This is a genomic window from Candidatus Schekmanbacteria bacterium (assembly GCA_016219965.1).
Taxonomy (GTDB): Bacteria; Schekmanbacteria; GWA2-38-11; order GWA2-38-11; family J061; genus JACRJM01.
Genome location: JACRJM010000001.1, coordinates 129879 through 156071 on the forward strand (window position 1 = coordinate 129879; position 26193 = coordinate 156071).

The 26193-nt window shown below is 42.4% G+C and carries 24 protein-coding genes; 10 read left to right on the top strand and 14 right to left on the bottom strand.

The window, feature by feature from the left end:
• Nucleotides 1-130 precede the first annotated feature (130 nt).
• Nucleotides 131-403, top strand: coding sequence for an HU family DNA-binding protein (locus tag HZA77_00635; protein MBI5373910.1), 273 nt, complete (start codon nt 131-133; stop codon nt 401-403).
• Nucleotides 404-482: 79 nt separating this feature from the next.
• Here the strand turns inward: HZA77_00635 and HZA77_00640 are convergent, their stop codons facing one another.
• From HZA77_00640 to HZA77_00675, 8 genes are all read right to left on the bottom strand, one after another.
• Nucleotides 483-1850 (bottom strand): YchF/TatD family DNA exonuclease, encoded by a 1368-nt coding sequence (locus HZA77_00640; protein MBI5373911.1) that lies wholly within the window; start codon nt 1848-1850, stop codon nt 483-485.
• Between the two features lie 9 nt (nt 1851-1859).
• Nucleotides 1860-3785, bottom strand: coding sequence for a methionine--tRNA ligase (gene metG, locus HZA77_00645; protein MBI5373912.1), 1926 nt, complete (start codon nt 3783-3785; stop codon nt 1860-1862).
• Nucleotides 3775-5043 carry a PQQ-binding-like beta-propeller repeat protein gene (locus HZA77_00650; protein ID MBI5373913.1) on the bottom strand — a complete coding sequence of 423 codons (1269 nt, stop codon included), beginning with the start codon at nt 5041-5043 and terminating at the stop codon, nt 3775-3777. The genes metG and HZA77_00650 overlap by 11 nt, the downstream gene beginning before the upstream one ends.
• The gene (gene radA, locus HZA77_00655; protein MBI5373914.1) at nt 5021-6382 is read right to left on the bottom strand and encodes a DNA repair protein RadA; all 1362 of its coding nucleotides are present in this window, start codon (nt 6380-6382) and stop codon (nt 5021-5023) included. Before radA ends, HZA77_00650 begins: the two co-directional genes overlap by 23 nt.
• A gap of 268 nt (nt 6383-6650) precedes the next feature.
• Complete coding sequence (locus HZA77_00660) at nt 6651-6887, bottom strand: type II toxin-antitoxin system HicA family toxin (GenBank protein MBI5373915.1); 237 nt, start codon at nt 6885-6887, stop codon at nt 6651-6653.
• The gene (locus tag HZA77_00665; protein ID MBI5373916.1) at nt 6884-7117 is read right to left on the bottom strand and encodes a type II toxin-antitoxin system HicB family antitoxin; all 234 of its coding nucleotides are present in this window, start codon (nt 7115-7117) and stop codon (nt 6884-6886) included. The genes HZA77_00660 and HZA77_00665 overlap by 4 nt, the downstream gene beginning before the upstream one ends.
• Nucleotides 7118-7180: 63 nt before the next feature.
• Nucleotides 7181-7582 carry a type II toxin-antitoxin system VapC family toxin gene (locus HZA77_00670; GenBank protein ID MBI5373917.1) on the bottom strand — a complete coding sequence of 134 codons (402 nt, stop codon included), beginning with the start codon at nt 7580-7582 and terminating at the stop codon, nt 7181-7183.
• Nucleotides 7579-7809 (bottom strand): AbrB/MazE/SpoVT family DNA-binding domain-containing protein, encoded by a 231-nt coding sequence (locus tag HZA77_00675; GenBank protein ID MBI5373918.1) that lies wholly within the window; start codon nt 7807-7809, stop codon nt 7579-7581. Before HZA77_00675 ends, HZA77_00670 begins: the two co-directional genes overlap by 4 nt.
• Nucleotides 7810-7998: 189 nt before the next feature.
• On the opposite strand from HZA77_00675, the gene gspE reads away from it, so the two are divergent.
• The 9 genes from gspE (at nt 7999) to HZA77_00720 (ending at nt 18024) form a co-directional block, all read left to right on the top strand.
• A complete protein-coding gene (gene gspE, locus HZA77_00680; GenBank protein ID MBI5373919.1) occupies nt 7999-9717 on the top strand; it encodes a type II secretion system ATPase GspE in 1719 nt (572 codons plus the stop codon).
• 5 nt (nt 9718-9722) lie between these two features.
• Nucleotides 9723-10952: a type II secretion system inner membrane protein GspF gene (gspF, locus tag HZA77_00685; protein MBI5373920.1), complete on the top strand. Its 1230-nt coding sequence runs from the start codon at nt 9723-9725 to the stop codon at nt 10950-10952.
• Nucleotides 10953-11098: 146 nt separating this feature from the next.
• Nucleotides 11099-11557, top strand: coding sequence for a type II secretion system major pseudopilin GspG (gene gspG / locus HZA77_00690; protein ID MBI5373921.1), 459 nt, complete (start codon nt 11099-11101; stop codon nt 11555-11557).
• A complete protein-coding gene (locus HZA77_00695; GenBank protein ID MBI5373922.1) occupies nt 11557-12054 on the top strand; it encodes a prepilin-type N-terminal cleavage/methylation domain-containing protein in 498 nt (165 codons plus the stop codon). Before gspG ends, HZA77_00695 begins: the two co-directional genes overlap by 1 nt.
• Nucleotides 12051-12467 carry a prepilin-type N-terminal cleavage/methylation domain-containing protein gene (locus tag HZA77_00700; protein MBI5373923.1) on the top strand — a complete coding sequence of 139 codons (417 nt, stop codon included), beginning with the start codon at nt 12051-12053 and terminating at the stop codon, nt 12465-12467. Before HZA77_00695 ends, HZA77_00700 begins: the two co-directional genes overlap by 4 nt.
• On the top strand, nt 12464-13135 hold the full coding sequence (locus tag HZA77_00705; GenBank protein ID MBI5373924.1) for a prepilin-type N-terminal cleavage/methylation domain-containing protein: 672 nt from the start codon (nt 12464-12466) through the stop codon (nt 13133-13135). Before HZA77_00700 ends, HZA77_00705 begins: the two co-directional genes overlap by 4 nt.
• Nucleotides 13123-14277: a general secretion pathway protein GspK gene (locus tag HZA77_00710; protein ID MBI5373925.1), complete on the top strand. Its 1155-nt coding sequence runs from the start codon at nt 13123-13125 to the stop codon at nt 14275-14277. The genes HZA77_00705 and HZA77_00710 overlap by 13 nt, the downstream gene beginning before the upstream one ends.
• 226 nt (nt 14278-14503) lie before the next feature.
• Nucleotides 14504-16924 (top strand): response regulator, encoded by a 2421-nt coding sequence (locus HZA77_00715; GenBank protein ID MBI5373926.1) that lies wholly within the window; start codon nt 14504-14506, stop codon nt 16922-16924.
• Between the two features lie 41 nt (nt 16925-16965).
• Nucleotides 16966-18024, top strand: coding sequence for a response regulator (locus HZA77_00720; protein ID MBI5373927.1), 1059 nt, complete (start codon nt 16966-16968; stop codon nt 18022-18024).
• Between the two features lie 22 nt (nt 18025-18046).
• Here HZA77_00720 and HZA77_00725 read toward each other — a convergent pair whose 3' ends face one another.
• The 6 genes from HZA77_00725 to HZA77_00750 all read right to left on the bottom strand — a co-directional run bounded on the left by HZA77_00725 (nt 18047) and on the right by HZA77_00750 (nt 26104).
• Nucleotides 18047-20470 carry a response regulator gene (locus tag HZA77_00725; GenBank protein ID MBI5373928.1) on the bottom strand — a complete coding sequence of 808 codons (2424 nt, stop codon included), beginning with the start codon at nt 20468-20470 and terminating at the stop codon, nt 18047-18049.
• 11 nt (nt 20471-20481) lie between these two features.
• Nucleotides 20482-21432: an ABC transporter substrate-binding protein gene (locus tag HZA77_00730; GenBank protein MBI5373929.1), complete on the bottom strand. Its 951-nt coding sequence runs from the start codon at nt 21430-21432 to the stop codon at nt 20482-20484.
• Between the two features lie 12 nt (nt 21433-21444).
• Complete coding sequence (locus HZA77_00735) at nt 21445-23493, bottom strand: TonB-dependent receptor (protein MBI5373930.1); 2049 nt, start codon at nt 23491-23493, stop codon at nt 21445-21447.
• 103 nt (nt 23494-23596) lie between these two features.
• The gene (gene bioD / locus HZA77_00740) at nt 23597-24325 is read right to left on the bottom strand and encodes a dethiobiotin synthase (GenBank protein MBI5373931.1); all 729 of its coding nucleotides are present in this window, start codon (nt 24323-24325) and stop codon (nt 23597-23599) included.
• On the bottom strand, nt 24318-25070 hold the full coding sequence (gene larB / locus HZA77_00745) for a nickel pincer cofactor biosynthesis protein LarB (GenBank protein MBI5373932.1): 753 nt from the start codon (nt 25068-25070) through the stop codon (nt 24318-24320). The genes bioD and larB overlap by 8 nt, the downstream gene beginning before the upstream one ends.
• A gap of 17 nt (nt 25071-25087) precedes the next feature.
• Nucleotides 25088-26104 carry an NAD(P)-dependent glycerol-3-phosphate dehydrogenase gene (locus HZA77_00750; GenBank protein ID MBI5373933.1) on the bottom strand — a complete coding sequence of 339 codons (1017 nt, stop codon included), beginning with the start codon at nt 26102-26104 and terminating at the stop codon, nt 25088-25090.
• Nucleotides 26105-26193 lie beyond the last annotated feature (89 nt).

The window sequence follows — 26193 nt, forward strand, 5'->3', positions numbered from 1 at the left end:
ATCTTCTGTAGTCCCCGTCATTCGTGAAAAAAAATGATATGTCTTCTTAAAATGCTTGACAGGCAAGGGTTTCCACATTATAATTTGCCTAGAATATTCACCCTGACCTATAAATCTTAAAGGAGGTAACATGAACAAAGGGGAATTGGTAGCAGCGATGGCCAAATCGGCCGACATCTCCAAAGCAGCAGCAGAAAAAGCCTTAAACTCTCTCATTGATTCAGTTACAAAGACTTTAAAAGGCGGCAAGAAAGTCACTCTCGTTGGTTTTGGAACATTCGGTACTGCGAAAAGAAAGAAAAGAACTGGTAGAAATCCACGTACAGGTAGCGCAATTGTTATTCCGGCAAGAAGAGTTCCCAAGTTTTCAGCCGGCGCAGCTTTAAAAAGTGCAGTGAAATAATAGTTTCTTAGGGTTGCTGACAACCTTCTAGTCAGGGTGAAAGAAATGAGGGGAGCAGAACAATGCTCCCCTTTTTTATTTAACCCACTTCATTATATTCTCTTATCCTGAATCCAACACCGATTGATTCAGCGATTGCGCGGCATTCCCCGACATCTATGTCGTTGAAATCAACTACAGTAAGAGTGACGTCAGGGATATATTTCTTTGCCTCTGCTGCAAACCTGATTATTTCATCATAAGACATTTTACCGAAATCTGACCGGCATATCTTATGATAGAGTTCCGCATTCTGGGCGTTCAGGCTTATTGAAATCCTGTCCACAAGTCCTTTGAGCTCAGGGAGTATGTTTCTCCCATGTATTATGTTTGCCTGCCCGTTGGTGTTGATGCGGATTTTCACATTCTTCTTTTTTAGAGCACCTGCGACCTCTTTTACAAAATCAAGCCTTATAAGCGGTTCGCCGTATCCGCAAAAAACTATCTCGTCATATTGGGAATACTCTCCGATTGCACTTAACATTTCTCCGGCAGACGGTTCCTTCTCAAGCCTCAAAAGATGTCCCTTCACAAGGGGGCGGGTTCCCCTTGCACAAAATACGCAATGATTTGAGCACTTGTTTGTAACATTGAGATAAAGTGAGTTCCTGATCTTGTAAGCAATTGACGCTGATGGACTTATGACACCGAGCGAGAAAAGCGTTTCAGCATTTAGCGATGTCATCCTTTCAATGTCTTCTTCAGAAAGCCCTCTCAGCTCTGCAATGGCTTTTACCACATGGACGAGAAACGACGGTTCATTCCGTTTTCCACGATATGGCTGCGGCGGAAGATAGGGACAATCTGTTTCAAGAAGCACACTTTCAAGCGGGACTTTTTTTATTATCTCCCTAAGCGGGGATGAGTTAGGATAGGTTATTGTGCCACCGACACCAATGTAAAAACCCATATCCAGTATCTGTCTTGCCGCTTTATAATCTCCCGAGAAACAATGGACGACACCTCCTGCAGCTCTTGCATCTTCAGCTTCTAATATCTCGATAGACCTTTCATAGGAATTACGGCAATGGACTATGAGGGGTTTGCCCGCGCGCTTTGCTATGTCTATCTGTTTTACGAATGAATGTTCCTGAGATTCCTGAGGAGCGTAATTCTTAAAAAAATCGAGCCCTGTCTCTCCTACTGCAACTGCTTTTTCATCTTTAATGAGCTCTTCTATCTTTGCAAAATCCTCGTCTGTATTATTCTCTGTGTCATGTGGATGTATCCCCGGAGCAAAGTATATATTATGACGCGATGAAATTGCGCGGTTGGCTATAGAAGATTGTATGTCAGAAGATACGGTGATTATCACCCCGATGCCTGATTCATTTGCCCTCTCTATGACGGCATCAATGTCATTTTCAAACTCAGGACTGTAAAGATGAGCGTGTGTTTCTATTATCATTTGAGGTTATTATTTTACCGGAGAACCGTTTTTTACTTCCCTGTCTGTTGTAAGTATGGAAAGTGTTTTGTCGTCGCTTGCCGCAAGAAGCATCCCGTTTGATTCCACTCCCATTAGCTTTGCCGGTTTTAAGTTTACGACTATGGTGATGGTCTTTCCGACTATATCTTCAGGTTTGTAGTGGAGTGAGATTCCGGCTACTATGGTTCTTTCCTTTTCTCCGTCATCTACTGTGAGTTTTAATAATTTATCAGACTTTGGCACCTTCTCGGCAGATAGAACTTTGGCTGTCCTTATCTTTATTTTTTTAAAGTCATCTATGCTTAAAAGCTCAGCGTCAGAAGTCATAATTTTCTCTCCGGATTTTTCAACTCCCTTTTCAGGTTTTGCTTCCGCTGTCTCTATCCTTGGAAAAAGAGCTTCAGGTTTATTTACTTCTATTTTGCCGTCTATTGCCCAGAGTTTTGCCAGAGTTATCGGGGCAAGCTCTTCAGGTTTTCCGGCAAGTCCGAGAAGAGCCCACATCTTATGCGCCTTTTCCGGCATGAAAGGAGTTAAAAGTACGGTGCATACCTTGAGGCTCCTGAATATGTTATCAAGCGTCCTGTCAAGTTCGTTATCATCCCCTTTTTTGGCAAGCTGCCATGGGGCTTTCTTGTCTATATATCTGTTCACTTCATTGAGAAGCACCCATATTGAAGCAAGGGCTTTGCTGAATGAAAGCTCTTCTATATATTGTATTACTTCATCAAAAGTTTTTGAGGCTCTTTCGCAAAGGCATTTGTCCGAGAGTTCGCACTGCTCGGAGTCGTCTATTTGAGGGACTTTCCCGTCTCTGTATTTGATTATCATCGTGATTGACCGTGAGAATAAGTTGCCGAGGTCATTTGCAAGATCAGAATTAAAGCGGCCTGTAAGGGCGGTTCTTGAAAAATCGCCGTCAAGTCCGAAGGGCACTTCCCGGAGGAGAAAATATCTGACAGTGTCAACTCCGAATTCATCTATAAGAGCATTCGGCTCAACTACGTTCATGAGCGACTTCGACATTTTTTTCCCGTCCACTGTCCACCAGCCATGCGCGAAAACTTTCTTTGGGGGTTCAATGTCCGCAGAAAGAAGGAATGCAGGCCAGAACACCGCATGAAACCTGAGAATGTCCTTTCCGATTACATGCACATCGCAGGGCCACGTCTTTCTGAAACGGTTCTCATCTGAAGGGAATCCGGTAACAGTGAGATAATTTATCAGCGCATCGAACCAGACATAGATCACATGTTTCTCATCGCCCGGGACAGGTATCCCCCAGTTAAAGGAAGTACGGCTTATACTTAAATCCTTCAATCCTCCTTTGACAAAGCTTATTATCTCGTTTTTGCGGGATTCTGGGGCAATGAAGCCGGGATTCTTTTCATAGAATGAAAGCAAAGGTTCAGCGTATTTGGAAAGCCTGAAAAAATAGCTTTCTTCTTTGAGCTTTTCAGTCTTTCTTCCGCAGTCGGGGCAATTGCCGTCTGCTGCAAGCTGCATCTCTGTCCAGAATGTCTCGCATGGTGTGCAGTACCAGTCTTCGTAAAATCCTTTATAGATGTCTCCCTTTTCCATTATTTTTTTGAAAAGGTTTGTGACCGCATCCTTGTGGCGCGGCTCCGTGGTGCGGATGAAATCATTATGCGTAATATCCAGCTTCTGCCAGAGAGATTTGAAACGCTCCACAACCCTGTCGGCAAGCTCGATAGGTTTTTCCCCTTTTTCGGAGGCAGCTTTCTCAACCTTCTGTCCATGCTCGTCAGTGCCGGTAGAGAAAAGGACTTCTTTGCCCTGAAGTCTTTTGAAACGTGCCATTACATCGCAGGCAATAGAAGTGTAAGCATGCCCGATGTGCGGCACATCGTTTACATAATAGATAGGGGTGGTGATAAAAAATTTATCTGTCATGTTTTTCTTTCCTCTGGAAATTCTTAGAGTGTGTGGAGAGGCAATATACCCTGTCGTCTATGGTTGAGGCAATTATCTCTGCTGTCCCGTCGTTTTCAATGTCCCCGACAGCAGGTCTTGTCCAGAATGGGGCGCGGGCTGTGAATTTCCAAAGCAGTTCTCCCTTTTCACCGTCTAAACAGTAAAGATTCTTGTCATTGGATGTAACCAGTACCTTCATTCCGTTTCCATAAAGATCTGCTATTACAGGGGCGGAGATTATCCCTGCATCTGTTTTGAATTTCCATAACAATGTGCCGTCGCTTCCGCGAAGACAGTAAACATATTTGTCCCATGATGTGAATATTATCTCTGTTCCCGGTTCCTCGCTTATATCTCCTGCTATAGCGGAAGAGCTTATGTTGTCTTCTGCCTTGAATTTCCATACCTCTTTTCCTGTTCTCCCGTTGAGGCAGTACATGTAATTATCACAGGACCCGAATATAATCATCCTGTCTCCATTGGGCTCAAATTCAGTGGCTATCGGGGTTGAGAGCACCTGGTCTCCTGTTTTAAAGTTCCAGAGGTTTTTCCCGTCTTCTCCCCTTATGCAGTAAAGGTTATGATCCTCGCTCCCTATTAGTATTTCACCGACTTCGTCACCGTTGACATCATCTACCAGAGGGGATGAGCTAAAGTTGTATTCAAATCCTATTTTCCATATAAGCCCCCCATCCTTGCCTGAGAGACTGAAAAGCTCATTGCCTGAAGTCCCGATGACGTTCATGTTCCCTTCTCCTGATGCCTGGAGAACAATAGGGCTGGCCAGTATATCGTTTTTTGTCGGATAGCTCCAGATGAGCTTCCTTTTTTCTCCAAGCAGACAGTAGAGCGTGTCGTCGATTGAGCCTGCAAGAATCTCTTTTCCTCCAACCCCGACAACGTCATCAATCGTCGGTGTCGTGGATATGCTGTCCGTTGCCTTGAAGCGCCAGAGAAGCGAACCGTCCCTGCCGTCGAGGCAGTAAACAAATCCCCTGGCATTTCCCACAACCACGTCATAGTACCCGTCATAATTGACGTCGCTTAACTGCGGGGATGGCTGGAGCAGGAAGAATTCGTTTGTTCCATGCAACGGCGCAGTCCAGTTCTTTTCTACCGTGAGTGCATCTGAATAGACTTTAATCTTTGTGCATGAAGGCAGAATGAATAAAAGGAAAGCTAATAAGAACGCTGAAAGAAAAAAAATGTTTTTATTAAATCGCAGCTTCAATGGCATCTTTTATATTTTCCACTCCTATTATCTTAATTGATTTTTTGTCCTGTAACGCTTTAATGTTTCCTGCAGGTACTACAATTTTTTTAAATCCCAGTTTTTCTGCTTCGTTTACTCTGAGTTCAACCCGGCTTACAGACCTGATTTCCCCGGTAAGCCCGACTTCTCCTGTAAAGACAGTTTCCTGTTTTACTGCCTTGTCCCTGAAAGAAGATATTACAGCCATAACTGTACCAAGGTCAACAGAAGGGTCGTCTATCTCTGCTCCGCCGACTACATTTACAAATATATCCTCATGCGACAGCCTCATGCCAAGCTTTTTTTCAAGCACAGCCGTTAAAATCGATACCCGCCTTGCATTGAGTCCTTTTGTTATACGCTGCGGGATCCCGAATGAGGAGCGTGAAACGAGCGCCTGTATTTCTACCAACAGCGGCCTTGTTCCCTCTATACAGCATGTGACTGCCGAACCGGGAGAAGTTTCACGTCTTTCTGACAGGAATATTTCGGAAGGATTTTTGACCTCATTCATCCCTTCCTCCCTCATTTCGAATATCCCTATTTCATTCGTTGAACCGAAGCGGTTTTTTGCTGTCCTTAAAATCCTGTAATAATTCCCGCTGTCACCTTCGAGATACAGCACGGCATCAACTATATGTTCAAGTACCTTGGGTCCTGCAATATTCCCTTCCTTTGTCACATGGCCCGTAATTAGTATTGGAATGCCTCCTGACTTTGCGAGGAACATAAGCAGTCCGGAGACTTCCCTTAACTGAGCCAGACTTCCCGGTGAAGAAGGGAGTTGCCCGGTGTACATGGTCTGGATAGAATCAATGACTATCACAGATGGTTTTAAATTTTCTATATGTTCCTTTATAAGTTCGTAGCAGTTTTCGGAAAGAATATAAAGGTTTTCCGGCGTGAGCCCTAATCGTTCGGCCCTTAGCTTCAACTGTGACGGTGATTCCTCTCCTGATACATAAAGTCCCGATATCCCTGCTTTTGAAAATTTGTCCAGCACCTGAAGCAGTATCGTTGACTTCCCGATGCCCGGCGTGCCTCCGAGAAGAACAGTCGAACCGGCCACAAGTCCTCCGCCAAGAACTCTGTCAAACTCGTCAATGCCGCTTTTTATGCGCGCCGCGTTGTCGTTCTTTATTTCCGAAAGCGAAAGGGGCTTTGATTTTTCCTGAAGCGACGGGAGCTTGAAAGCCGACCGCATCACGGAAACTTCTTTTTCCATGACAAATGCATTCCATTCATTGCAGTCAGGACATTTTCCCAGCCACTTGGGAGACTGGTAGCCGCAGGATTGGCACTGGTAGACTGTTCTTTCTTTCATTTTGCCTAATTGGCGAAGGCAATATTTGGCGTGATGCTTTGTCAGCGTCCGGTCAGCAATCCTCACATACGGAAAAGTATGCTCCGGTATGCTGATCCTCCGCTTCCTCGCCTCACATCCAAATCTCACCTTCGCTTTAAAAAAATTGTTAATATAAAGTAACAATCAGAGATTCGCTTCTATCTGATAAAACAGGTTGTTTTTAGCAAAGGGGTTCAGGCTAAGTCAAGGTAATATAAAAGTATCTCAACAATGAATTTTAAAGCGGTTACTTTTTGAGTTTGATGAACTCATGGATGGTAAGCCCGCTGTCAGAAAGAATTGATTTAAGAGTTTTTCTTTTTAGGATTTTGCCTTTGTGAATTGGAACTACAGTCCTTTTCTTGTCTATTTCTCTATAATAAATTCCGTGGCTGCTGCCAGATTGTCTTTTGAACCTAAAACCTATTTTTTGCAGAACCTTGATAACTTCATCAGATGTAACAGCAGGAAACTTAGGGCTCAAATTGCAACCTTTAAAGTGGTGATTGTTATATCATCTTCAGGGATCAATTCACCTTCTTCTTTGTAATCTGCTATAAATGCATCAATAGCTGCTTTCATTTCTTTGAGTGTTTCTTCGTAGGTTTCTCCTTCTACATGACAGCCGGGAAAAGCGGGGCATGTGGCAAAAAATCCGCCTTCTTCACATGGTTCTATAATAATGGTGAATCTATATTCTTTTTTTCTGCTCATATTTTTTCTTTTACCATATAAGAAAGTTGTCTGTCAAAAAAGTATTATTGGAAATAATTCGTTTCATGGGATCCATTCTATTTTTACTCTGCTGCCGAGCTTCTTGAATTCTTTATCTCCGGTCACGACCGGATAATCAATGTTTATAGCAATTGCAGATGCAATGCAATCTCCGAGAGCAATTGCATGCTTTGCTTTGAGAGTCGCTGCCTGATACATAAGGCTTTGGTCAATATCAATAAGCTTGATTGGAAGCTGTTCTATGATAAGAAGAGATTCCTCTGCTTTGTCCTCTCCCTTGGAACGGTAAATAGAATAATATACTTCTCCCCAGTTTACCATGCTCATTAACAGGTTTACTTTGCCTGATTCCGCCTGCTTCAGAATCTGTTCTACCTTTAGTGCTCCAGGTTCATCTTCAAAGAAAGCAATGAGGGCATAACTGTCAAGAACAAATCCCTTCAATTTTTGGAATCCTCCTTCCTGTCTTCTATAAGAGTTTTTAAAGCTGAAGACCCTTTTTTGAAATAGCCTCTTGCTTCTCTGACAGCTTCTTTTAAAACCGGCTTGAGGATGATTTGTCCATTCTTATCAATGATTATTACCTTTGTCCCTTTAATGATATGATATCTCTTGCGAATCTCCGCAGGTATTACTACTTGTCCCTTTTCTGTTGTCTTAACAATAGGCATGTTATACCTCCAGTCAAATAAGTATTACCTTTAGCTTTTATGTTATAACAACAATAATAATGTGTCAACAGGAAGTAAAATATAGTGGTTATTTCTCTTGCTAATAGGGGTCGTTTTTTTATAGTATAAAAGATGAACAGATACGGGGCCGAGGGAAGATAGAGGAAGATATAAGAGGGGTAAAGTGTAATGTCATTGGTTGAAAGTATAATTTCTGATTTTCTGAAAGAGCGCAATGTCTCTGAAATAAATATTAATGAAATATTGCAGCCCTCTGCTGATTCCGAGAAAAACGGAGGACTTGTGGAAAGAATAGTCCAGTCCGGGATGGCAACTGAAAAGGAGTTTCTCATCGCCCTCAGCGATAAGCTTGCAATTCCATACAAGGAGTTAATTGAAGAAGATGACGTCGACAAGTCTATCCTTTCAAAGGTCCCTCTGAACTATCTTAAAAACAACTTCATCCTTCCCCTGAATAACGTTGACGACACGATCAGGGTCGCAATCTCTGATCCATTTGAGATTCAGGTACTTGATGATATCTCCATGATTTTTGAGCTGCCGACTTCGCCGGTAATATGTCCCAAGGCAGCGATTTTTGACGCCATTAACCAGTACTACCGGATTGATGCTACAGAAACCGAGCAGATGATAAAAGAGCTGGATATGGATTTTGACAGTGATGTCCTTGCCTCGCTCTCATCACTTTCTGATGAACCTAAAGACCTTCTTGATGTTGCGAACGAGGCGCCAATAATAAGGCTTGTCAATACAACCCTTTTTCAGGCTGTGCGCGAGCGTGCGAGCGACATTCACGTTGAGCCATTTGAAAAAGAGCTTCGCATAAGGTACCGCATAGACGGTATCCTGTATAATACTTTATCACTTCCCCGCAAATATCAGGCTGCTGTCATATCAAGAATAAAGATCATGGCTGACCTGGATATAGCTGAGAAAAGGCTCCCGCAGGACGGCAGGATCAAGATAAAAATAGCCGAGCATTTTATGGATCTGCGTGTTTCCGTAATTCCAACCGCCTTCGGGGAAAGAGTTGTTATGAGGCTCCTCGATAAGTCCAGTGTGCTTATAAGGCTTGAGGACCTGGGACTCCTTGGTGATGACCTTGATATGATGTGCGGCTTCATAAAGCGGCCTAACGGGATAATGCTTGTAACCGGACCGACGGGAAGCGGAAAGACAACGACTCTCTATGCGGCGTTGACGCGCGTGAACACACCCGAGAAGAACATCATTACTATTGAAGACCCTATTGAATATCAGCTTTTCGGGATAGGGCAGATACAGGTAAACCCCAAGATAGACCTTACTTTTGCCGGAGGATTAAGATCAATATTAAGGCAGGACCCTGATATAATAATGGTCGGTGAAATCCGGGACCGCGAAACTGCCGAGATATCCATCCAGGCCTCGCTCACAGGACATCTTGTTCTTTCAACTCTTCATACTAATGATTCTGCAGGTGCCATAACAAGAATGCTCGACATGGGTATAGAGCCCTTTCTCGTGGCGTCATCACTCTGCGGCGTTGTTGCGCAGAGGCTTGTCCGCGTTCTCTGTCCTGAATGCAAGGAAAGCTATGAGCCTGATGATGACGAACTGCGTGACATAGGGATAAAAAGGCAGGATTTGCATGACGGCAGGCTTTACCGCACAGCAGGGTGTCCGTCATGCCTTAATATGGGATATAAGGGGCGAATAGGCATATTTGAAATAATGAGAATCGATGATGATATAAAGAAGCTCATACTTGAACGCTACGACTCCAACACTATAAGAAAAACAGCGATGAGCAAGGGAATGATGTTGCTGAAGCATGACGGCGTAAGAAAAATTATTCAGGGACTTACCACTATCGAAGAAGTTCTGAGAGTGTCTCACGAGGATTAACCAATATGGCAGTCTATGAATATCAGGCTATTAATCTCAAGGGGAAGTCCTCATCCGGAATAATTGACGCCGAGTCCATGCAGGATGCGCGCACAAAGGTGCGGAAACTAAATCTTTATCTTACCTCTGTGAAAGAAGTGAGCAGTTCTGCGCAGTCGTCAAAGTCCATGGAATTTCCCAGCTTCAAATCCATACTTAAATGGATAAAACCGCAGGAGATAGCTTTGTTCTCAAGGCAGCTTGCTACGCTCCTTGAAGCAGGCCTTCCTTTGATTGACTCACTGAGTGCCCTTATCGAACAATTTGAGGATTCAGGATTCAGGAGCGTCCTCCTCCATGTGCGCGAGAAGGTGAACGGCGGAGCTACGCTTGCCGATGCGCTCAGCGAACACAAGAGGTTTTTCCCTCCACTTTATATCGGCATGGTGAGGTCCGGAGAAGCAAGCGGTGCCCTTAGCCTTGTTCTTACAAGGCTTGCCGAGTTTCTTGAAAAACAGGCTGAGTTGAAGAATAAAATAAGGAGTGCCCTGGCATATCCTGTCATTATGACGATGGTGGGATTCGGCATAGTCGCATTCCTTTTTACTTACGTTATACCCAAGGTTACTGCAATATTCGAGCAGACAAAACAGGCGCTTCCTCTGCCGACCGTGCTGCTCATAAAGGTAAGTTCGGTGATGCGGGACTTCTGGTATCTAATCATTGTGCTTGCAATCGCAATCTATTTTCTCATCCGTTATGCAATCAACACGGAGAACGGGCGGCTCTGGTTCGACGGATTCAAACTCAGGATTCCTGTGGTGGGGAATCTTATTCACAAGATAGCCTTGTCAAGATTCTCAAGGACTCTGGGCACAATGCTTAAAAGCGGAATACCTATTTTATACTGTATGGACATTGTGAAGAATGTTGTGAACAACAAAGTGCTGAGCCGTGTCATTGAGGAGGCAAAAGATGATATAGCAGAGGGGAAGGAGATAGCTTTGCCGTTAAAGCAGAGCGGGCTTTTCCCTCCGATGGTAACTCATATGATATCTACAGGAGAAAAGAGCGGCCAGCTTGAAGACATGCTGCTCAAAGTCTCTGACAGTCTTGACTCGGAGACAGATTCAACAATAAGGGCTCTCACTTCACTGATCGAGCCAATAATGATATTAATGATGGGAGCTGTTGTAGGCTTTGTAGTTATTGCCATACTGCTTCCCATCTTTGACATGACAAAGGGAATAAAATAATATTGTAATGTGAAGGATTATCGGATTGGCAGTTCCGCTCAGGCTTCAAACTTCAGGCGTCTGACGCGGAAAACTGTCAAGCCAGCTGATTATATTAATAGTAAAAAGTTTTTAATTTCAGGAAAACAAAAGAGGAGAAGGATTGTATGAAAAAAATATCTGCAATAGTGCGTGCTGGGAAAGCGGGTTTTACATTGATTGAAATAATGGTTGTCGTTGTAATAATCGGAATTCTCGCCACACTTATAGGAACAGCCGTAATCGGAAGGATCGATGAGGCAAATATTGTAAAAGCAAAGAGTGATATTTCAACACTTCAGTCAGCTCTCCAGCTCTACAAGATGGATAATGGAGATTATCCTACAACCGAGCAGGGGCTTGAGGCGCTTGTGAGCGAGCCCAAGGGAGGAAAGGCCGCGCCTAACTGGAAAACCGGAGGCTATATCGAAGGAGGCAAAGTTCCCAACGATCCGTGGAGAGCTCCATACAATTATCTTTCTCCCGGTGTTAACAGCAATGATTATGATCTCTGGTCAAACGGCAAGGATGGACAGGCTGACACAGAAGACGATATTCAAAACTGGAATCTAGATAAGGATCGTTGATGCAAAGACCCATCAAAGGGTTTACTCTCATAGAGATTTCTGTAGTGCTCCTGATTATCGGTTTGATAGGGCTTCTGATATTCCCGAAACTTGGAGACAGGCTTTGGGATACAGAATATAAGATATCTCTGAGGAGGCTTGCCGGAAGTGTAAAGGAAGTTTTTAACCTCGCCGCTACAAAAGGAGTGACTTACTATTTTGTCTTCGACCTTGATAAAGAGAAATACTGGGTTGCCATTCCGGACCAGCAGGGGAGACTCTCAGAGGAGGTGGAGGCCCACATGCTTGATCACAAAATGCCTGATGGAACTGACATTGTCGACATAACATTTGGCAGCCGTGTTTTCAGTGAAGGGCAAAATATTATCCTTTTTACTCCGACAGGTCTTGAGGGGAAATATTATATCCACCTTGAGAGGAAGAAAGAGAAACTGACGCTTATTCTATCTCCTCTTACAGGAGGCACGGAAATAAAAGACGGATATATAACTCCATGACAGGACCAAATAAAAACAGAACAGGCTTTACATTCCTCGAAATAATGGTGGCAGTTGCTATCCTTTCAATCTCTCTTATTGCTGCCCTGCGTGCACAATCGCAGAGTATCAGGACTGCAGCAGAGTGTGTTGAGAAGATAAAGCTTGTAAATATGGCAAAGGAAAAAATTGGTGAAATAGAAGCGCAGGGTTTTCCTAATACCGGAGAAAGTGAAGGAGAATTTGAAGATTATCCCGGATATTACTGGAAGGTCACTGTAAAGCCTGTTTCAAGCGACATCCTCGGACTTGATAAGAGCACAGCATCTGTTTCGCTTGGCGATTACCTGCGCGATGTTAAGGTCACTATATACAACGAAAGAAAAGACAGGGAACTTTTTTCAATTGAAACATTTGTTGCAGCTCAGGAATGAAGATAAATAAATCAGGATTCACTCTGCTTGAACTCATTGTAGCCATTACTATCCTTGCAATAATAACTTCATTCATCTACGGAGTTTATACAGGAAGCGTAAAAACTATAGATGAGACAAGAGAGAAAATCGATATCTACGAGAATGGAAGGATGGTCCTTGAGAGGATGTCAAATGAGCTTCGCAGCACCGCGGTTCCCATAGACAAAGGTGTAGCTCCTGATGTAACTTTCTTTTCCGGCATGAACGACGAGATCGGGTCGGTTCATGCTGACGAGGTTCAGTTTATAACAAGATCTAACGCTGCAAATTACAGGCAGAATGGAAGACCTGTCCTGATGGGAGTATATTATTTCCTCAAAACAGAAGAAGATGAAGAGGGGGAGACGAAAAAGAAGGATACTTACACTCTTATGAGGAGCGAGGAGCCCATATTTAGCAGGGATTTTATGGAGGATGTAAAAGAAGAGGAATTCATAGATGGCTGCAGCGGGCTTGACTTTGAGTATTACGGGGAATCAGGATGGGTTGATGAATGGGATGATCAGGATGGCGGTGACCAGGAAGGCAAGGTTCCCGGCGCAGTTAAGATTACGCTTTCAATGAAACCAAAAAATGGGAAGGAAATAACACTTACAACAATAGTTACCATTCCATGCGGAAAATAAAAAAAGATAAAAACAAAAAAGGGACCGAAGGCTTTGCCCTGGCCATAGTTCTTCTTGTCACCACACTTGTCGTGATCCTTGCACTTGAGTTCAACTACGAGATGAGAACCAATGCGAGCATAGCTGCCAATTCTATGGATGATATCAAGGCATATTATGCTGCAAAAGCAGGCATCGCCGCAGGCATATTCGGATTGAGGGCAGACTTTAAAAGTGACAAGGATAAAAACAGCTTTGTAGATTATAAGGGCGAGCTTTGGGCTACACAGAACATAGCTATCCCGGTTGGAGAAGGTGTAACATCCGGAATTATTACTGATGAGGACGGCAAAATCAATCTCAACATATTTCTTGAGGATGAAGGTGAAGATGATGAAGAAGATCAATCGAAGAATAAAAATACAAAGAAACAGGGAGAGGACCGTCTGGAGCAACAGCAAAATGTCGTAAAAAGAATCCTTGATAGCCTGCCGGTTAATTCAAACAATAGCGACGATATAATACATGTTATGAAGGAATGGAGCGGTATATCAGAAGAAGACCCGGCATTGACTTCCTATTACAGCAATCTCACAGTGCCTTACGAAAGCAAAGGCAATTATTTTGATGACATGACTGAACTGCTGCTTTTAAAGGGGATTACCAAAGAGTTCTATTTCCAGATGCCTGAATCAAGTGACGTTCTGCAAGTAGCTGCTCCATCCTCATCTGGCGGGGGAGGAACAGGCAATACGGATGTAGTCACTGCCGGGAAAAGTCTTGATAAACTTTTTACTGTTTTTACACCTTACCTCGATGAAGAGGAAGCCAAGATAAATATCAATACTGCACCACGCGAGGTATTGCGCTCTCTCCATGAAGACATGGATGACAGTGCAGTTGAAGCAATCATCAGCAGACAGGCAAGTTCTGATCCCTTTAAATCCATGGATGATGTTAAGGCAGAGCCTGCACTTCAAAATGTTTATGATGACAAACCCAATGGTCCCCGCGGAATAAGACATTTGCTGGGAATGAGAAGCTATTACTTCAGGATAAAAGCGACCGGACAAGTAAGGAATGCTTCAAAAACAATAGAAGCTGTAGTATTGCGCGATCCTGAAAAGGGCTCAATTGATATAAGGTCCTGGTCAGTGTACTGATATCAGTTTTTTATACCTGCTTTAAAACCATAAACTATATAAAAAAAGCATTTTAAATATTATATCGCTTTAGGTAATTTGAATTATTTTACCGTTTTATGCTTTTATTATATTTATTAATGACAATAGAGCCTGCTTGTGATAAATATAAAAAAATTCTATTTTAGAATCAGCGATCCAGATCATAATATCCCTATTGGTGCATACAACTTACTGAAAGGAAAGTATGGAGCACATCAGAAAATCAGGGATTTCCTATAAAACAACAACGCGAGTTTGTGCTGCAATAGCAATTCTTATATCTTCTATGGGGCTTGCGGGATGGGCAACGGATTCGTCATTCCTTAAGAGCATTCATGCAGATTATATTCCCATAGCACCGCTTACTGCCATACTTTTTATTATATCAGGAGTCATACTTTTCACAGCGGCAGAAAACAAAAGCAGGGGCAGTGCTTCAGGTATCAGAGGGGCTCTATCAATCATTGTCGCAGTGACCGGACTAGCAGTGATTGTCCAGTTTTTTCTTGGGATTGATTATATAGAATCTATTTTTATTTCCGAACCAGCGCTTCTTCGTGGAGCCCCTGTAGGGCGCATGTCGCCTATAACAGGAGCCTGCTTTCTTTTATCCGGTTTTGCGCTCGCTCTCCGTTCACTGCTGCCACACCTTAACAAAAAATATTGTTATGGGTTCTTTACCGTGCTTGTTACTGCAATTAACGCTATAGTCCTGCTCGGTTATGTATACGGCACGCCTCTGCTTTACGGCGGTACAATCATACCTGTGTCACTTCCGACTTCGCTTGCTTTTATATTCCTGGGGCATGGATTGATGTTTGCTGCCGGTCCTGAATGCTGGCCTCTAAGAGCATTTATTGGTACAACTGTCCAATCCCGTTTGATTCGTTTTTTCTTGCCGGTGGTAGTAATTATCGTAGCTTTAGAAAGTATAACTGACCTGTACTTCAAAAATGAGGGAGTTAATCCCGCGCTTTTTAATGCTCTTGATCTGATAACAGGCGTGATTGTTGTAAGCGTTGTTGTTTCATATCTGGCAAAGCTATTAGGAGGAGATATCGACCGCGCTGAAGCTGAGCGTAAACAATATGAGGAAGCTTTAAGAGAGAGTGAAAAAAAGTACAGGGAGCTTTCGCAGCAGTTTAATACTATCCTTGATGTAATCCCCTATATCATTACATTGCAGTCTTCTGATTTGCGAATAATCTGGGCAAACCGTTGGTCTGCCGCAATGTCAGGGAAGGAACCTTCGGAGCTTGTCGGAAAACACTGTTATGAGATGTTACACAACTCTGCTTCACCATGTAAAGATTGTCCGGTAGATGTAATATTCAAGACAGGAGAGCCTGCATGCGAGTCGGTTGTCACTCATTTTGACAGGTCGTTTGATCTAAAGGCAGTTCCAATAAAAAATGAAAAAGGAGAGATAGAGAGTGTGCTGGCTATAGGAGAGGATATCACCGATAATCTGAAACTAGAAGAACAGCTGCGCCATGCGCAGAAAATGGAGACAGTTGGAACGCTTACCGGCGGCATTGCACATGATTTCAACAATATTCTGACTGCCATAATAGGCTACGGACATATTCTCCTTATGAAAATGAAGGAAGATGATCCTTTGAAGGAAAATGTTGAGCATATACTTTTTTCTTCAGAGAGGGCGGCTGAATTAATCCAGAGTCTTCTTACATTCAGCAGGAAAAAACCTATTGATCCTAAACCTGTCGAGCTAAACGACATAGTAAAAAGGATAACAAAATTGCTTTTAAGGCTGATAGGTGAGGATATCGAACTCCGAACTCAGCTCAGTCAAGATAGGTTATCTATACTAGCAGAAGCAGGTCAGATCGAGCAGATTATGATGAACCTTGCAACGAATGCCCGCGATGCTATGAAAGGAAAAGGATTATTAAGTATCACTACCGGTATTGTGGATATAGATGATTCATATATTAAGGCTCATGGATACGGTAAAAAGGGAAAATATGCTTTTTTTTCGTTTGCTGATAACGGGAAAGGGATGGATAAAAAAACAAGGGAAAGAATATTCGAGCCTTTTTTTACCACTAAAGAAGTCGGGAAAGGAACTGGGCTCGGGATGTCCATTGTTTATGGAATAGTGAAACAGCATAGCGGATATATAAATGTTTACAGCGAGCCCGAGAGCGGGACGACCTTTATTGCCTATCTGCCGATTATTGAAACAGATACTGTAAAGGATAATATTAAGGATAATATAATCCCGAGAGGAAAAGGTGAGGTAGTACTTCTTGCAGAGGATTATGATGAGGCAAGAAACCTTATAATGAGTGTACTGGATGAATACAATTACATGGTTATTGATGCTGTTGACGGCGAAGATGCTGTCAATAAATTCATTGCAAATAAAGACCGGATAAATCTAGTTATGCTTGATGTCATAATGCCAAAGAAAAACGGGAAAGAAGTATATTCTGAAATAAAAAAAATAAACCCTGAAATTAAGGTTATTTTTACAAGCGGCTATACCGGTGATATTATAAATAAAGTGGATTTAACAGGAGGTGAATCTGATTTTGTTTCTAAACCTATTTTTCCAAGTGAGCTTCTTAAGAAAGTCAGAGAGGTTCTTGACAGAAGAGATTGATAAAGAGCATCTAATAAATATTAATTATAAGGAGTATCCATATGGGTTCAATACTTGTCGTTGATGACGACGGTTATGTCCTTGACTCCGTTTCTACGCTTCTTGAGATGTCAGGGCTTAATGTTATCGGATGCAGGAGCGCTAATGAAGCTTTAGAGAAATTCAATACCTTTGATATCGATGTTGTGCTGAGCGACATCAACATGCCGGGAACTACCGGCATTCAGCTTCTTGAGCAAATCAACAAAATAAATCCTGAAATACCAGTGATACTGATGACTGCTTTTGCTGAAATGAATATGGCAGTTAACGCGCTTAAGAAAGGGGCTTATGATTTTATCATAAAACCCTATTTGCCGGACCATCTCAAGCACTCCATAGATAAGGCAATTAAATACCGTAAATTCATGCAGTCTGAGAGAAATTACAAGATAATGCTTGAGCAGGAGGTAGAGAAAAAGACGATGGAACTTGCCAAGGCATTGGATGTTACCAAACACATGAGCAGGGAATTGATATATCGTCTTACGGTTGCCGCTGAATACAAGGATGCCTATACAGGGGCTCATATTTCAAGAATAGTCTTTTATTCGAAAAAGCTTGCAGAAGCCATGAAACTCTCAGATGAGTTCATTGAAAGGATAACAGTTGCAAGCGCCATGCATGATATCGGGAAAATAGGAATACCTGACGGAATACTTTTAAAACCCGGTCCTCTAACCAAAGAGGAATTCGAAATTATCAAAACACATACGACAATAGGAGAAAAGATACTTTCAGGCTCGACTAATCCTTTTGTTCAGATGGCAGCTTCGATTTCACTTAATCACCACGAAAGATGGGACGGGACCGGATATCCTAATGGATTGAAGGGAGAAGAAATACCTGTTGAGGGAAGGATTGTAATAATCGCAGACCAGTATGATGCATTAAGAAGCGACAGGCCCTATAAATCCAAATTCTCACATGAGAAGACTTTCAAGATAATTACGGAAGGTGACGGCAGAACCAGTCCGCAGCATTTTGATCCTGCTGTATTAAAAATATTTATTAAGCATTCTTCTGAGTTTGATGAGATATTCAATACTCATCAGGACTGATAATAGGATTGACAGTCCTGATTCAATTTATGGAGTTATTTATCACCTGTCTTAAAGCTTCCCCAAGTTCCTGTGTGTTAAAAGGCTTTGAGAGAACAGCCTTAAAACCGTATTCTTTATAATTTGCCATAACAGGATCTGTTGAATAACCGCTTGCTACTATGGCTTTTACTTCTTTGTCTATTTCAGAGAGTTTTCTTATAGTTTCTTTTCCTCCCATTCCTCCGGGAATGGTAAGGTCCATTATTACAGCGTCAAAGGGTGAGCCCAATTCTGCTTCTTGCAGGTAAATCTGAATGGCTTCTGCTCCATTTCCTGCACAGCATGTATCGTATCCAAGATCTTGAAGCATGTCACTAAGACAGTTTCTTATTATCTCTTCATCATCCATAATAAGAAGCTTACCTTTGCCTTTGGACTGGCATAGTTCCGGATGATCAGCCTGAGTTATCTCATTTGATGATGCAGGAAGATATATATGAAAGACGGTTCCCTCTCCCATCTTTGATTCAACTTTGATGATTCCGTCATGCTTCTTTACGATTGAATAGGAAGATGCAAGTCCGAGACCGCTCCCCTGCTGCTTTGTAGTAAAGTAAGGGTCAAATATTTTCTTTAGATGTTTTTCAGATATACCTGTCCCATGATCTTGAATTGATATCTTAATGTATTTTTCGCTTCCCATATGTCCCATGGGAAGATCTGTTTCTGAGGATGCTTCAATATTCCCTGCAAATACCTTGATTGTGCCTCCTTCAGGCATTGCTTGTACCCCATTGAGAGTAATGTTGTTTATTACCTGGCTTATCTGTCCTATGTCAACGTCAGCAGCAGCAAGCTCTTCTTCAATGGATAGCTCGCACTTGGCGTTTGATCCCCTTATGGCAAAGCGCGTTGCGTCTCTTATAATCTCTTTAATATCTGAAATCTTCTTTACAGGAGTTCCGCCTTTGGCGAAGGTAAGCAATTGCTGGGTTAAGTCCCTTGCCCGCATTGTTGCCTTTTCTGTTTCGTTCAGCCTCTCAAAGATTTTTTCTCTTGATAAGTTCCTTTCGAGTTTTATCTTTGCGCTTGAAACGTTGCCCATTATTGCAGTAAGCAGATTGTTGAAATCATGCGCTATGCCTCCTGCAAGAACTCCGATTGAGTCTAATTTGTTCTGCATTATCTCTTCCTCAGTCTTTTTCAGCTCGGTTACATCACGGAATACTATGATGACACCAATTATATTTCCTGCTCTGTGACGGACAGGTGCGCACCGCAGATCTACAATTCTATGCATGCCGTTTCTTGAGAGAATTTTTATATTCTTGCCAAGGTCTATCTGACCGCCGGATTCAAACACTTTTTTTGCTATACTCCACCAATTATACGCTGTTGAAGGCTGTACGATATGGAATACTTCGGAGAGGTCCTTTCCTTGTGCCTCTTGATAATCCCAGCCAGTAAGCTCTGATGCAGCGTTATTCAGCAAGATTATTTTTCCTTCAATGTCTGTTGTGATTACACCGTCTCCGATACTTCGCAGAGTTATGGCAAGGTTCTCCTTTTCGGATGCGAGTGCTTCTTCTGCTGATTTACGCTCATTGATTTCAACCTGCATGATCTGGTTTATTGCCTGCAGCTCGGAATTACGCCCTTCTGCTTCGCTCCTGTAGTCACGAAGGCGTACAAGCATATGATTGAAGGCGCGGCTGAGATCAGAAATCTCATCATTGGTAGTTATGCTTATTTCCCGGTTTAGATTTCCTTCAGATATATCTTCAGCGACTGATGACAGGTTTCTTATAGGAGATATTATTTTTTTAGTGAGTAATATAGTAAGCAATATGCCTACCATGGTGAACATCGATGTAAAGATAACTGTTGAGAGCAGAAATTTGCGCAGATGATTTTTGATTTTTTCCTGTGTAAGTCCGAGCTGAATATAACCTATTATTTTAGGTTGCGATAACTTCTCTCCCATTTCAAGCATTTCAACGGGATCAGTCTGAGAAACTGTGAGCACAGGCGCAAGGATATCTATGTAGCTGTTTCCGCTCTGTTCTTCTGTGAATTCCTTTATTATAATTCCATTTGCCGGAGCGAGATCCCTGTTTCTCAGTGTCAGGGGAACATTTACATTAGTGTCATTCTTTTTCTGTACAAGGCAGTTTTTTTCCCTGTTGAAGATGTTGATGTACGCAATGTTTGGATCAGCTTCTACGCTTTTTACTATCTGCTGCAGAGACTTGCTGTCTTCTGTGTATATTCCGTATTCGCTATTCTGTACGAGCATGGAGGCAAGGGAACGGCCGTGGTTTATAAGCTCGCTATAGTTGTTCGCAGTCTCGGTGCGTACGACATAAACTGTGATACCGACAGATGTAAGTACGATCAGAGAGATTGTGAGAAGATTAAATTTCGTAAGCAGACTTACTCTTCTCTTTCTTTTTATGGTTTCCATATTTTTTCCCTCTAATAAACCTGTATTGCCCCGTTTATAATATTTTCAGGGATTTCTATTTTTAACTGTTGGGCAGTCTTAAAATTAATAGAGTAAAGTGCTTTCCTGGGAGGTACCGGATTGGTTGCACGTTCTTTCTGGTTGCGAAGAAGACTAAGAGCGAGTTCAGCACACTGGATTCCAATGTCATTGTAATTACGCTCAAGCGAATAGAGAGCCCCCGCTTTTGTCCACGCGCTTGAAAGCCCTATGAACGGAATCCTGTTTCTTAGTGAAAAAAGGAGGATATGTTTTGAAGTTTCCGGAGTAAGCACCATACTGTCAGGTATTCCCCAGAGAACATCCACACTGTTTGCCATGCTTTCAAGCGCTGATGGAAGATCCTGAGGTGTGTTTATCTCCTTTGCGTAAAACTTATAGCCCATAGATTTAGCTATTGCTGCTGCTGTCTCAACGAATTTACCATTCTCTTTTGAGTTGTATATTGTTCCTATGGTAATACCCTTTGGAAGAATTTGCTGCATGCATTTAAGCTGAGTTTCTATAGAGAACTCGAGAACTACTCCTGTGGCATTGGGTGTTTTTTTAATTTTATCATCCTTCAGTATCATTGAAGAGACTATAGGAATGTTTGTTATCTCAGTTAAAGCATTATCAGTTGCAAGGGAGCCCATTGTAAAGACCAGGCTGAAATCTCCACTCTTTATTTGTTGGACTGCTTCCCGAACCTTTATGGGGTCCCCGTTGGCTGAAAATATTTCAAAATCTGCTTCAATCTCTTCTTTTTTAAGGCTCTCCTTGAATCCTGAAAGAGTCTCTTCGAAAGGGGTACTGGCAAAACTCTTAATCACTGCTACCCGCAGGTTTTTCGCATAGGACATTCCCTGAAATGTGTTTGAAAACACGGCTGTCAGTGTAATCAACATAACTATTTCAATTATTTTATTTTTTGATGATTGCATTTCCACTTGTAATTAAAAACTGTAAGTGAGTTTGATCCGGAAATTTATTCCATCCTGGTCTATAACATTCTGGGAGTGCTCTTCTGCTGCAGGAACTCCGAATTTTTTGTCAAACAGGTTATAAATGCTTCCAGATACTTCCAGCCCCTTAAGAATGTTCTGGCTGAAAAGCGTTACATTGGTAATAAAAAAACCGCCTGCTTCGCTGCGGTTAATAGTTTTTCTGGAGCTTGTGTATTGCAGTTCAATGCCTGAAAATAGTTTTTCCTTTATCAATGGGAATATTACGTTGAATTTGGCAAGATGCTTTGGCGAATTTGTAAGTACCTTCCTTGTTCCCTCATCTTCTGTTGACTGGAGTGCATAGCTTACGCGGCTTTCAATGCCGTTTGCAAATTTATCCTCAAGCTCAAGCTCAACTCCCCTGGCATTTATATTGTCGCTGTTATCAAGTACGATCAGGTTGTCATTTGGGTCTATTTTCTGGCTTATCAGATTCTTGATCTTGTAATAATAGGCAGAAGCATTTAAGCTCAAATTGTTATTGATATACTGTTCATAGACGAGTTCGTAGGTTTTTATCGTTTCCGGCTGGAGGTTATGGCTGGGCTTTGCTGTATTTCCGCCGTCATTATAATAGAGCTCATATGCATTGGGAGACCGGAAAGCTTTCCCATAAAGTAGTTTGAACGTAGTTTTATCAACTGGAGAATAAATAATAGCAAACCTTGGGTTTGCAGTTCCACCGAAAAGGTTGTAGTGATCGTACCTTACACCGGCGGTGAAAGTTAGTTTTTTTATTATTTGGTATTCATCCTGTATATAGAGCGCCCAGATTCGCGGATCTCTTTTATCATCAAGAAATACTTCTCGAGGGCTGTCATTAACGTTGCGTTGATCCATTTTGATATTATCCCAGTATTCAGCACCTGCTACTACGTTATGTTTTTCAAAAAGTCTCTTGCTGAGTTTCACTTCCCCTCCCCACCACTCTCCCCGCGAGAAGTCCATATTACGCACGATGCGGTTATATTTACCTGATGGTTTCCGTCCATATCCGTACATATAGTCCCCGTCATATTCGTACATGTCATAGTAAAGTCGCGCCATAAGACCGAGCTGATTTGTAAATGTATGGTCGAATTTTAAAAATAAATATCCCTGCTCATCTATAGTCTGTGTTCGGGAATCATTGAAAACAGTTCCGTATGATCCGGTAGGAATGCTCTTTTTCCTTGTTATGTAGTTCCCCTGAAGCGTGAGATCCTTATAAGTAAGTTTCCCGAAAAAGCTTTGATATTCATCACTGTCAGCATTTTCCGCATATCCGTTATTTGTTGCGGGACTGTCGAACTCTCTGAAGAAAAGTCTCTGTCCTTCACTGTCGTAAACATTCCCCGATAGCAGCATTTCAAGACCGTTGCTGAATTTGTTGCCGAAACTTAACCTTCCCTTGTAAGTGTGAAAGCTTCCTGCCTCGCCGGAAACTTCCGCTCCTTTCAGGTCCCTGCCTCTTTTTGTTATTACATTTATTATCCCAAAAAAAGCGTTTGCTCCGTAAAGGGATGAGCTTGGTCCGCGTATTATTTCTATACGGTCTATAAGATCTACATCAACAGGAGACTCAGTTCCTATGAATGCGGTGTTGTAGATGTTGTCGTTGACCCTGTGCCCATCAATCAAAAGCTGTATTCTGGTATTATAATCTCCGGATCTGTTGAAACCCCGTACTCCTATATAACTGTAATTGCGGTCGTAGGTTGTATAGAAACCTCTTATGCTGTTTAAGATGTCTGCAAGAGTGCGGTAGCCGTATTTTTTTATCTCTGCAGCAGTTACAATGCTTACTGATGAAGGTGCTTCAGTTATTTTCTGCTCGTACTTTGATGCGCTGTAAACTGACGGGATATCCTGAAAGAGGATCATCTCTTCACCTGTTAAAGCTTCAGCTCCGGCTGAATCTATTGTTTCAGCTTTGATACCGGCAGGTGAGAACAGGAGATAAATAGGAATAATCGAGCATAGTAACTTGTACAAGTTTGCTTTTTTCTGGGTTTTCATATGCTTTATTTTTATCCTCGATGTTTGTTGATAACTTATTGTTTTTTAGGCAGAATGATTTCGGTATAGAGGATAAAAATATTAAGATATGAAAATGGAAAAGCTATTTTATCAAAAGATCAGCGAGAGGGGAAAGGACATCACCGGCTTCCTTCCTGATTTCAGAAGGATTTATCCTTTCAATTTTAGGAAAAAGGAATAGCGGTATATCAGGCAGTAGTTCTTTTAAAACATCCGGATTGGTGCGTTCGGCAATGTTTTTGGTTTTGTTGTTAAAGCCGCTTAGTACGATGGCTTTTACTTCTATTTTTTCTTTACGCGCCGCCTCTACTGTAAGCAGAATATGGTTAAGAGTGCCCAGCACCGGTCTTGCAACAATAAGAAGCGGCAGATCCAGTTTTTTTATAAGATCGCGCACACTGTATCCCTTTGATATGGGAACAAGAATACCTCCAAGCCCTTCAACAATGATAAAATCGCTTTCTCTTTGAAGAGAATGAAAACAACTCTCTATCCTTTTGATGTCCACCGGTTTTTTTTCAAGCTTTGCTGCAGGCATAGGCGCAATGGGATTTTTGAAACGTACAGGTGCGATATTGGAAAGCTGTTCATTGCTCCCTGCCGCATATTTTAATTTCATGCCGTCTGAAGGGACAAGTACGTTGGACCTTACAGCACATCCGGTTTCTATGGGCTTCATCACTGAAACTTTATGACCGCAGGAGTTCATGTACGTGGCAAGTGATGAGGCAATCACAGTTTTCCCCACGCCTGTGTCCGTGCCTGTTATGAATATTCCGGAAGGGGATTTTTTCTTTTTTATCTTATTCACCGATGATGTTTATGCTGTGTGCAAGATAGCCTGCACCGAATCCATTATCTATGTTCATTGTCGCGATACCTGAGGCACAACTGTTCAGCATTGTAAGAAGAGCTGCTATACCGTTGAAGCTTGCGCCATAGCCAACGCTTGTGGGGACAGCTATTACCGGTTTATCTACCATCCCTGCCACTACCGATGCAAGAGCTCCTTCCATTCCGGCAACGACAATGATGACCCTTGCCTCATCAAGTCTTTTTGATTCAGAGATTACCCTGTGTATTCCTGCAACTCCTACGTCATAAAGTTTTTCCGTTGTGCTTCCAAGTGTGGATGAAGTGACGTATGCCTCTTCCGCCACCGGTATGTCGGCAGTGCCGGCTGTTACTATCATGATACGTCCTTTGGTGGATTTCACTTTGTTGTTGTTGACAACAATGGTTCTTCCTGCTTCATTGTAGACTGCGCGGCGGTCGACTTTCTTTATTGCTTTATATACTTCTGCTGATGCCCTTGTTGCAAGGAGGGTATGCTCTCGGGAAAGTATGCTTTTGGCAATTTCTGTTATCTGCGTTATTGTCTTCCCTTCGCAGAATATTACTTCGGGAAATCCTTTTCTCAGGTTCCTGTGATGGTCAACTCTGGCAAACCCCAGATTCTCCACTGAGAAGTACTTTATCTTATGGAAAGCTTCTTCAAGAGAGAGCTTTCCGGATTTTGTATCATTAAGAATTGTTTTTAAAAGTTTCTCATCCACTATGATTCCCCGTTTTCCTACATTATCCCTTCCTGGAATTCTTTTTTAAGGTTTCTTTCCATAAGGTCACGGATTGCAACGCGCGGGTCTTTGTTGTTAAAAAGGACTGTATATACTTCATGGCATATAGGCATCTCAACATTCTGTTTTTTGGCAAGCCCTTCAACGGATATTGCAGTCTCGACCCCTTCGGCGACCATCTTCATCCCTCCAAGTATCTCCTGAAGTTTCTTTCCTTCTGCTATCTTCAGTCCCACTTGACGGTTCCGGCTTAAATCACCTGTGCAGGTAAGGATAAGGTCTCCCATTCCCGCAAGTCCTGCGAAGGTGAGAAGTTTAGCTCCCATTGAGATTCCAAGCCTTGATATCTCGGCTATTCCCCTTGTTATGAGTGCAGCAACCGTATTGTGCCCGCAGCCAAGCCCTGTGACAATTCCCGCGGCAATGGCTATGATGTTCTTTATGGCGCCTCCAAGTTCAACGCCTATGACATCATCATTCACATAAGCCCTGAAGTACTGATTGCTGAATATGTTCTGGAAATATCTTGCCGCAGATTCATTCTTTGAAGCAAAGACCATGACTGTGGGAAGTTTCCTTGCGACTTCTGTGGCAAAGGTGGGCCCGCCGAGCGTCACAGTGTTGAGGTCATTCCTTCCGTGAAACACCTCTGAAAAAACCTGCGACATGGTGAGGTATGTATCCTTTTCTATCCCTTTCGAGGCGCTGACTATCATGCATCCGTCATTTATGTACTTTTCAGCTTCACTCATTATCTTTCTTGTATGCTGTGAAGGGACTACGGATATGATTGTTTTTGAGTTCCTGCAAGCCTCTTCAATTGACGCAGTAGGGATTACATTCTGAGAGATTTTGATTCCAGGCAGATATACGCTGTTTTCCCTCTGGAGTGCAATTTCTTCAGCAGTGTTCTTTTCGAAGCACCAGAGCTGAACCCTGTGCCCATTGTCTGAGAGCAGGTTTGCTATTGATGTGCCCCAGCTTCCCGCGCCAAGTACAGATAAAGTTTCCATTTTTCAATCCAATAAAGATGGTATTTTAACGTTGTATCAATAATAACATACTGCGAAGGTTGAATTTTTCAGAAAGCTGTATAAAATGC

Coding starts and splice junctions, on each gene's coding strand:
- HZA77_00635 (MBI5373910.1), top strand. CDS start 131: ATGAACAAAGGGGAATTGGTAGCAGCGATGGCCAAATCGGCCGACATC.
- HZA77_00640 (MBI5373911.1), bottom strand. CDS start 1,850: ATGATAATAGAAACACACGCTCATCTTTACAGTCCTGAGTTTGAAAAT.
- metG (MBI5373912.1), bottom strand. CDS start 3,785: ATGACAGATAAATTTTTTATCACCACCCCTATCTATTATGTAAACGAT.
- HZA77_00650 (MBI5373913.1), bottom strand. CDS start 5,043: ATGCCATTGAAGCTGCGATTTAATAAAAACATTTTTTTTCTTTCAGCG.
- radA (MBI5373914.1), bottom strand. CDS start 6,382: ATGAAAGAAAGAACAGTCTACCAGTGCCAATCCTGCGGCTACCAGTCT.
- HZA77_00665 (MBI5373916.1), bottom strand. CDS start 7,117: ATGAGCAGAAAAAAAGAATATAGATTCACCATTATTATAGAACCATGT.
- HZA77_00675 (MBI5373918.1), bottom strand. CDS start 7,809: ATGCCTATTGTTAAGACAACAGAAAAGGGACAAGTAGTAATACCTGCG.
- gspE (MBI5373919.1), top strand. CDS start 7,999: ATGTCATTGGTTGAAAGTATAATTTCTGATTTTCTGAAAGAGCGCAAT.
- gspF (MBI5373920.1), top strand. CDS start 9,723: ATGGCAGTCTATGAATATCAGGCTATTAATCTCAAGGGGAAGTCCTCA.
- gspG (MBI5373921.1), top strand. CDS start 11,099: ATGAAAAAAATATCTGCAATAGTGCGTGCTGGGAAAGCGGGTTTTACA.
- HZA77_00695 (MBI5373922.1), top strand. CDS start 11,557: ATGCAAAGACCCATCAAAGGGTTTACTCTCATAGAGATTTCTGTAGTG.
- HZA77_00700 (MBI5373923.1), top strand. CDS start 12,051: ATGACAGGACCAAATAAAAACAGAACAGGCTTTACATTCCTCGAAATA.
- HZA77_00705 (MBI5373924.1), top strand. CDS start 12,464: ATGAAGATAAATAAATCAGGATTCACTCTGCTTGAACTCATTGTAGCC.
- HZA77_00710 (MBI5373925.1), top strand. CDS start 13,123: ATGCGGAAAATAAAAAAAGATAAAAACAAAAAAGGGACCGAAGGCTTT.
- HZA77_00715 (MBI5373926.1), top strand. CDS start 14,504: ATGGAGCACATCAGAAAATCAGGGATTTCCTATAAAACAACAACGCGA.
- HZA77_00720 (MBI5373927.1), top strand. CDS start 16,966: ATGGGTTCAATACTTGTCGTTGATGACGACGGTTATGTCCTTGACTCC.
- HZA77_00725 (MBI5373928.1), bottom strand. CDS start 20,470: ATGGAAACCATAAAAAGAAAGAGAAGAGTAAGTCTGCTTACGAAATTT.
- HZA77_00730 (MBI5373929.1), bottom strand. CDS start 21,432: ATGCAATCATCAAAAAATAAAATAATTGAAATAGTTATGTTGATTACA.
- HZA77_00735 (MBI5373930.1), bottom strand. CDS start 23,493: ATGAAAACCCAGAAAAAAGCAAACTTGTACAAGTTACTATGCTCGATT.
- HZA77_00750 (MBI5373933.1), bottom strand. CDS start 26,104: ATGGAAACTTTATCTGTACTTGGCGCGGGAAGCTGGGGCACATCAATA.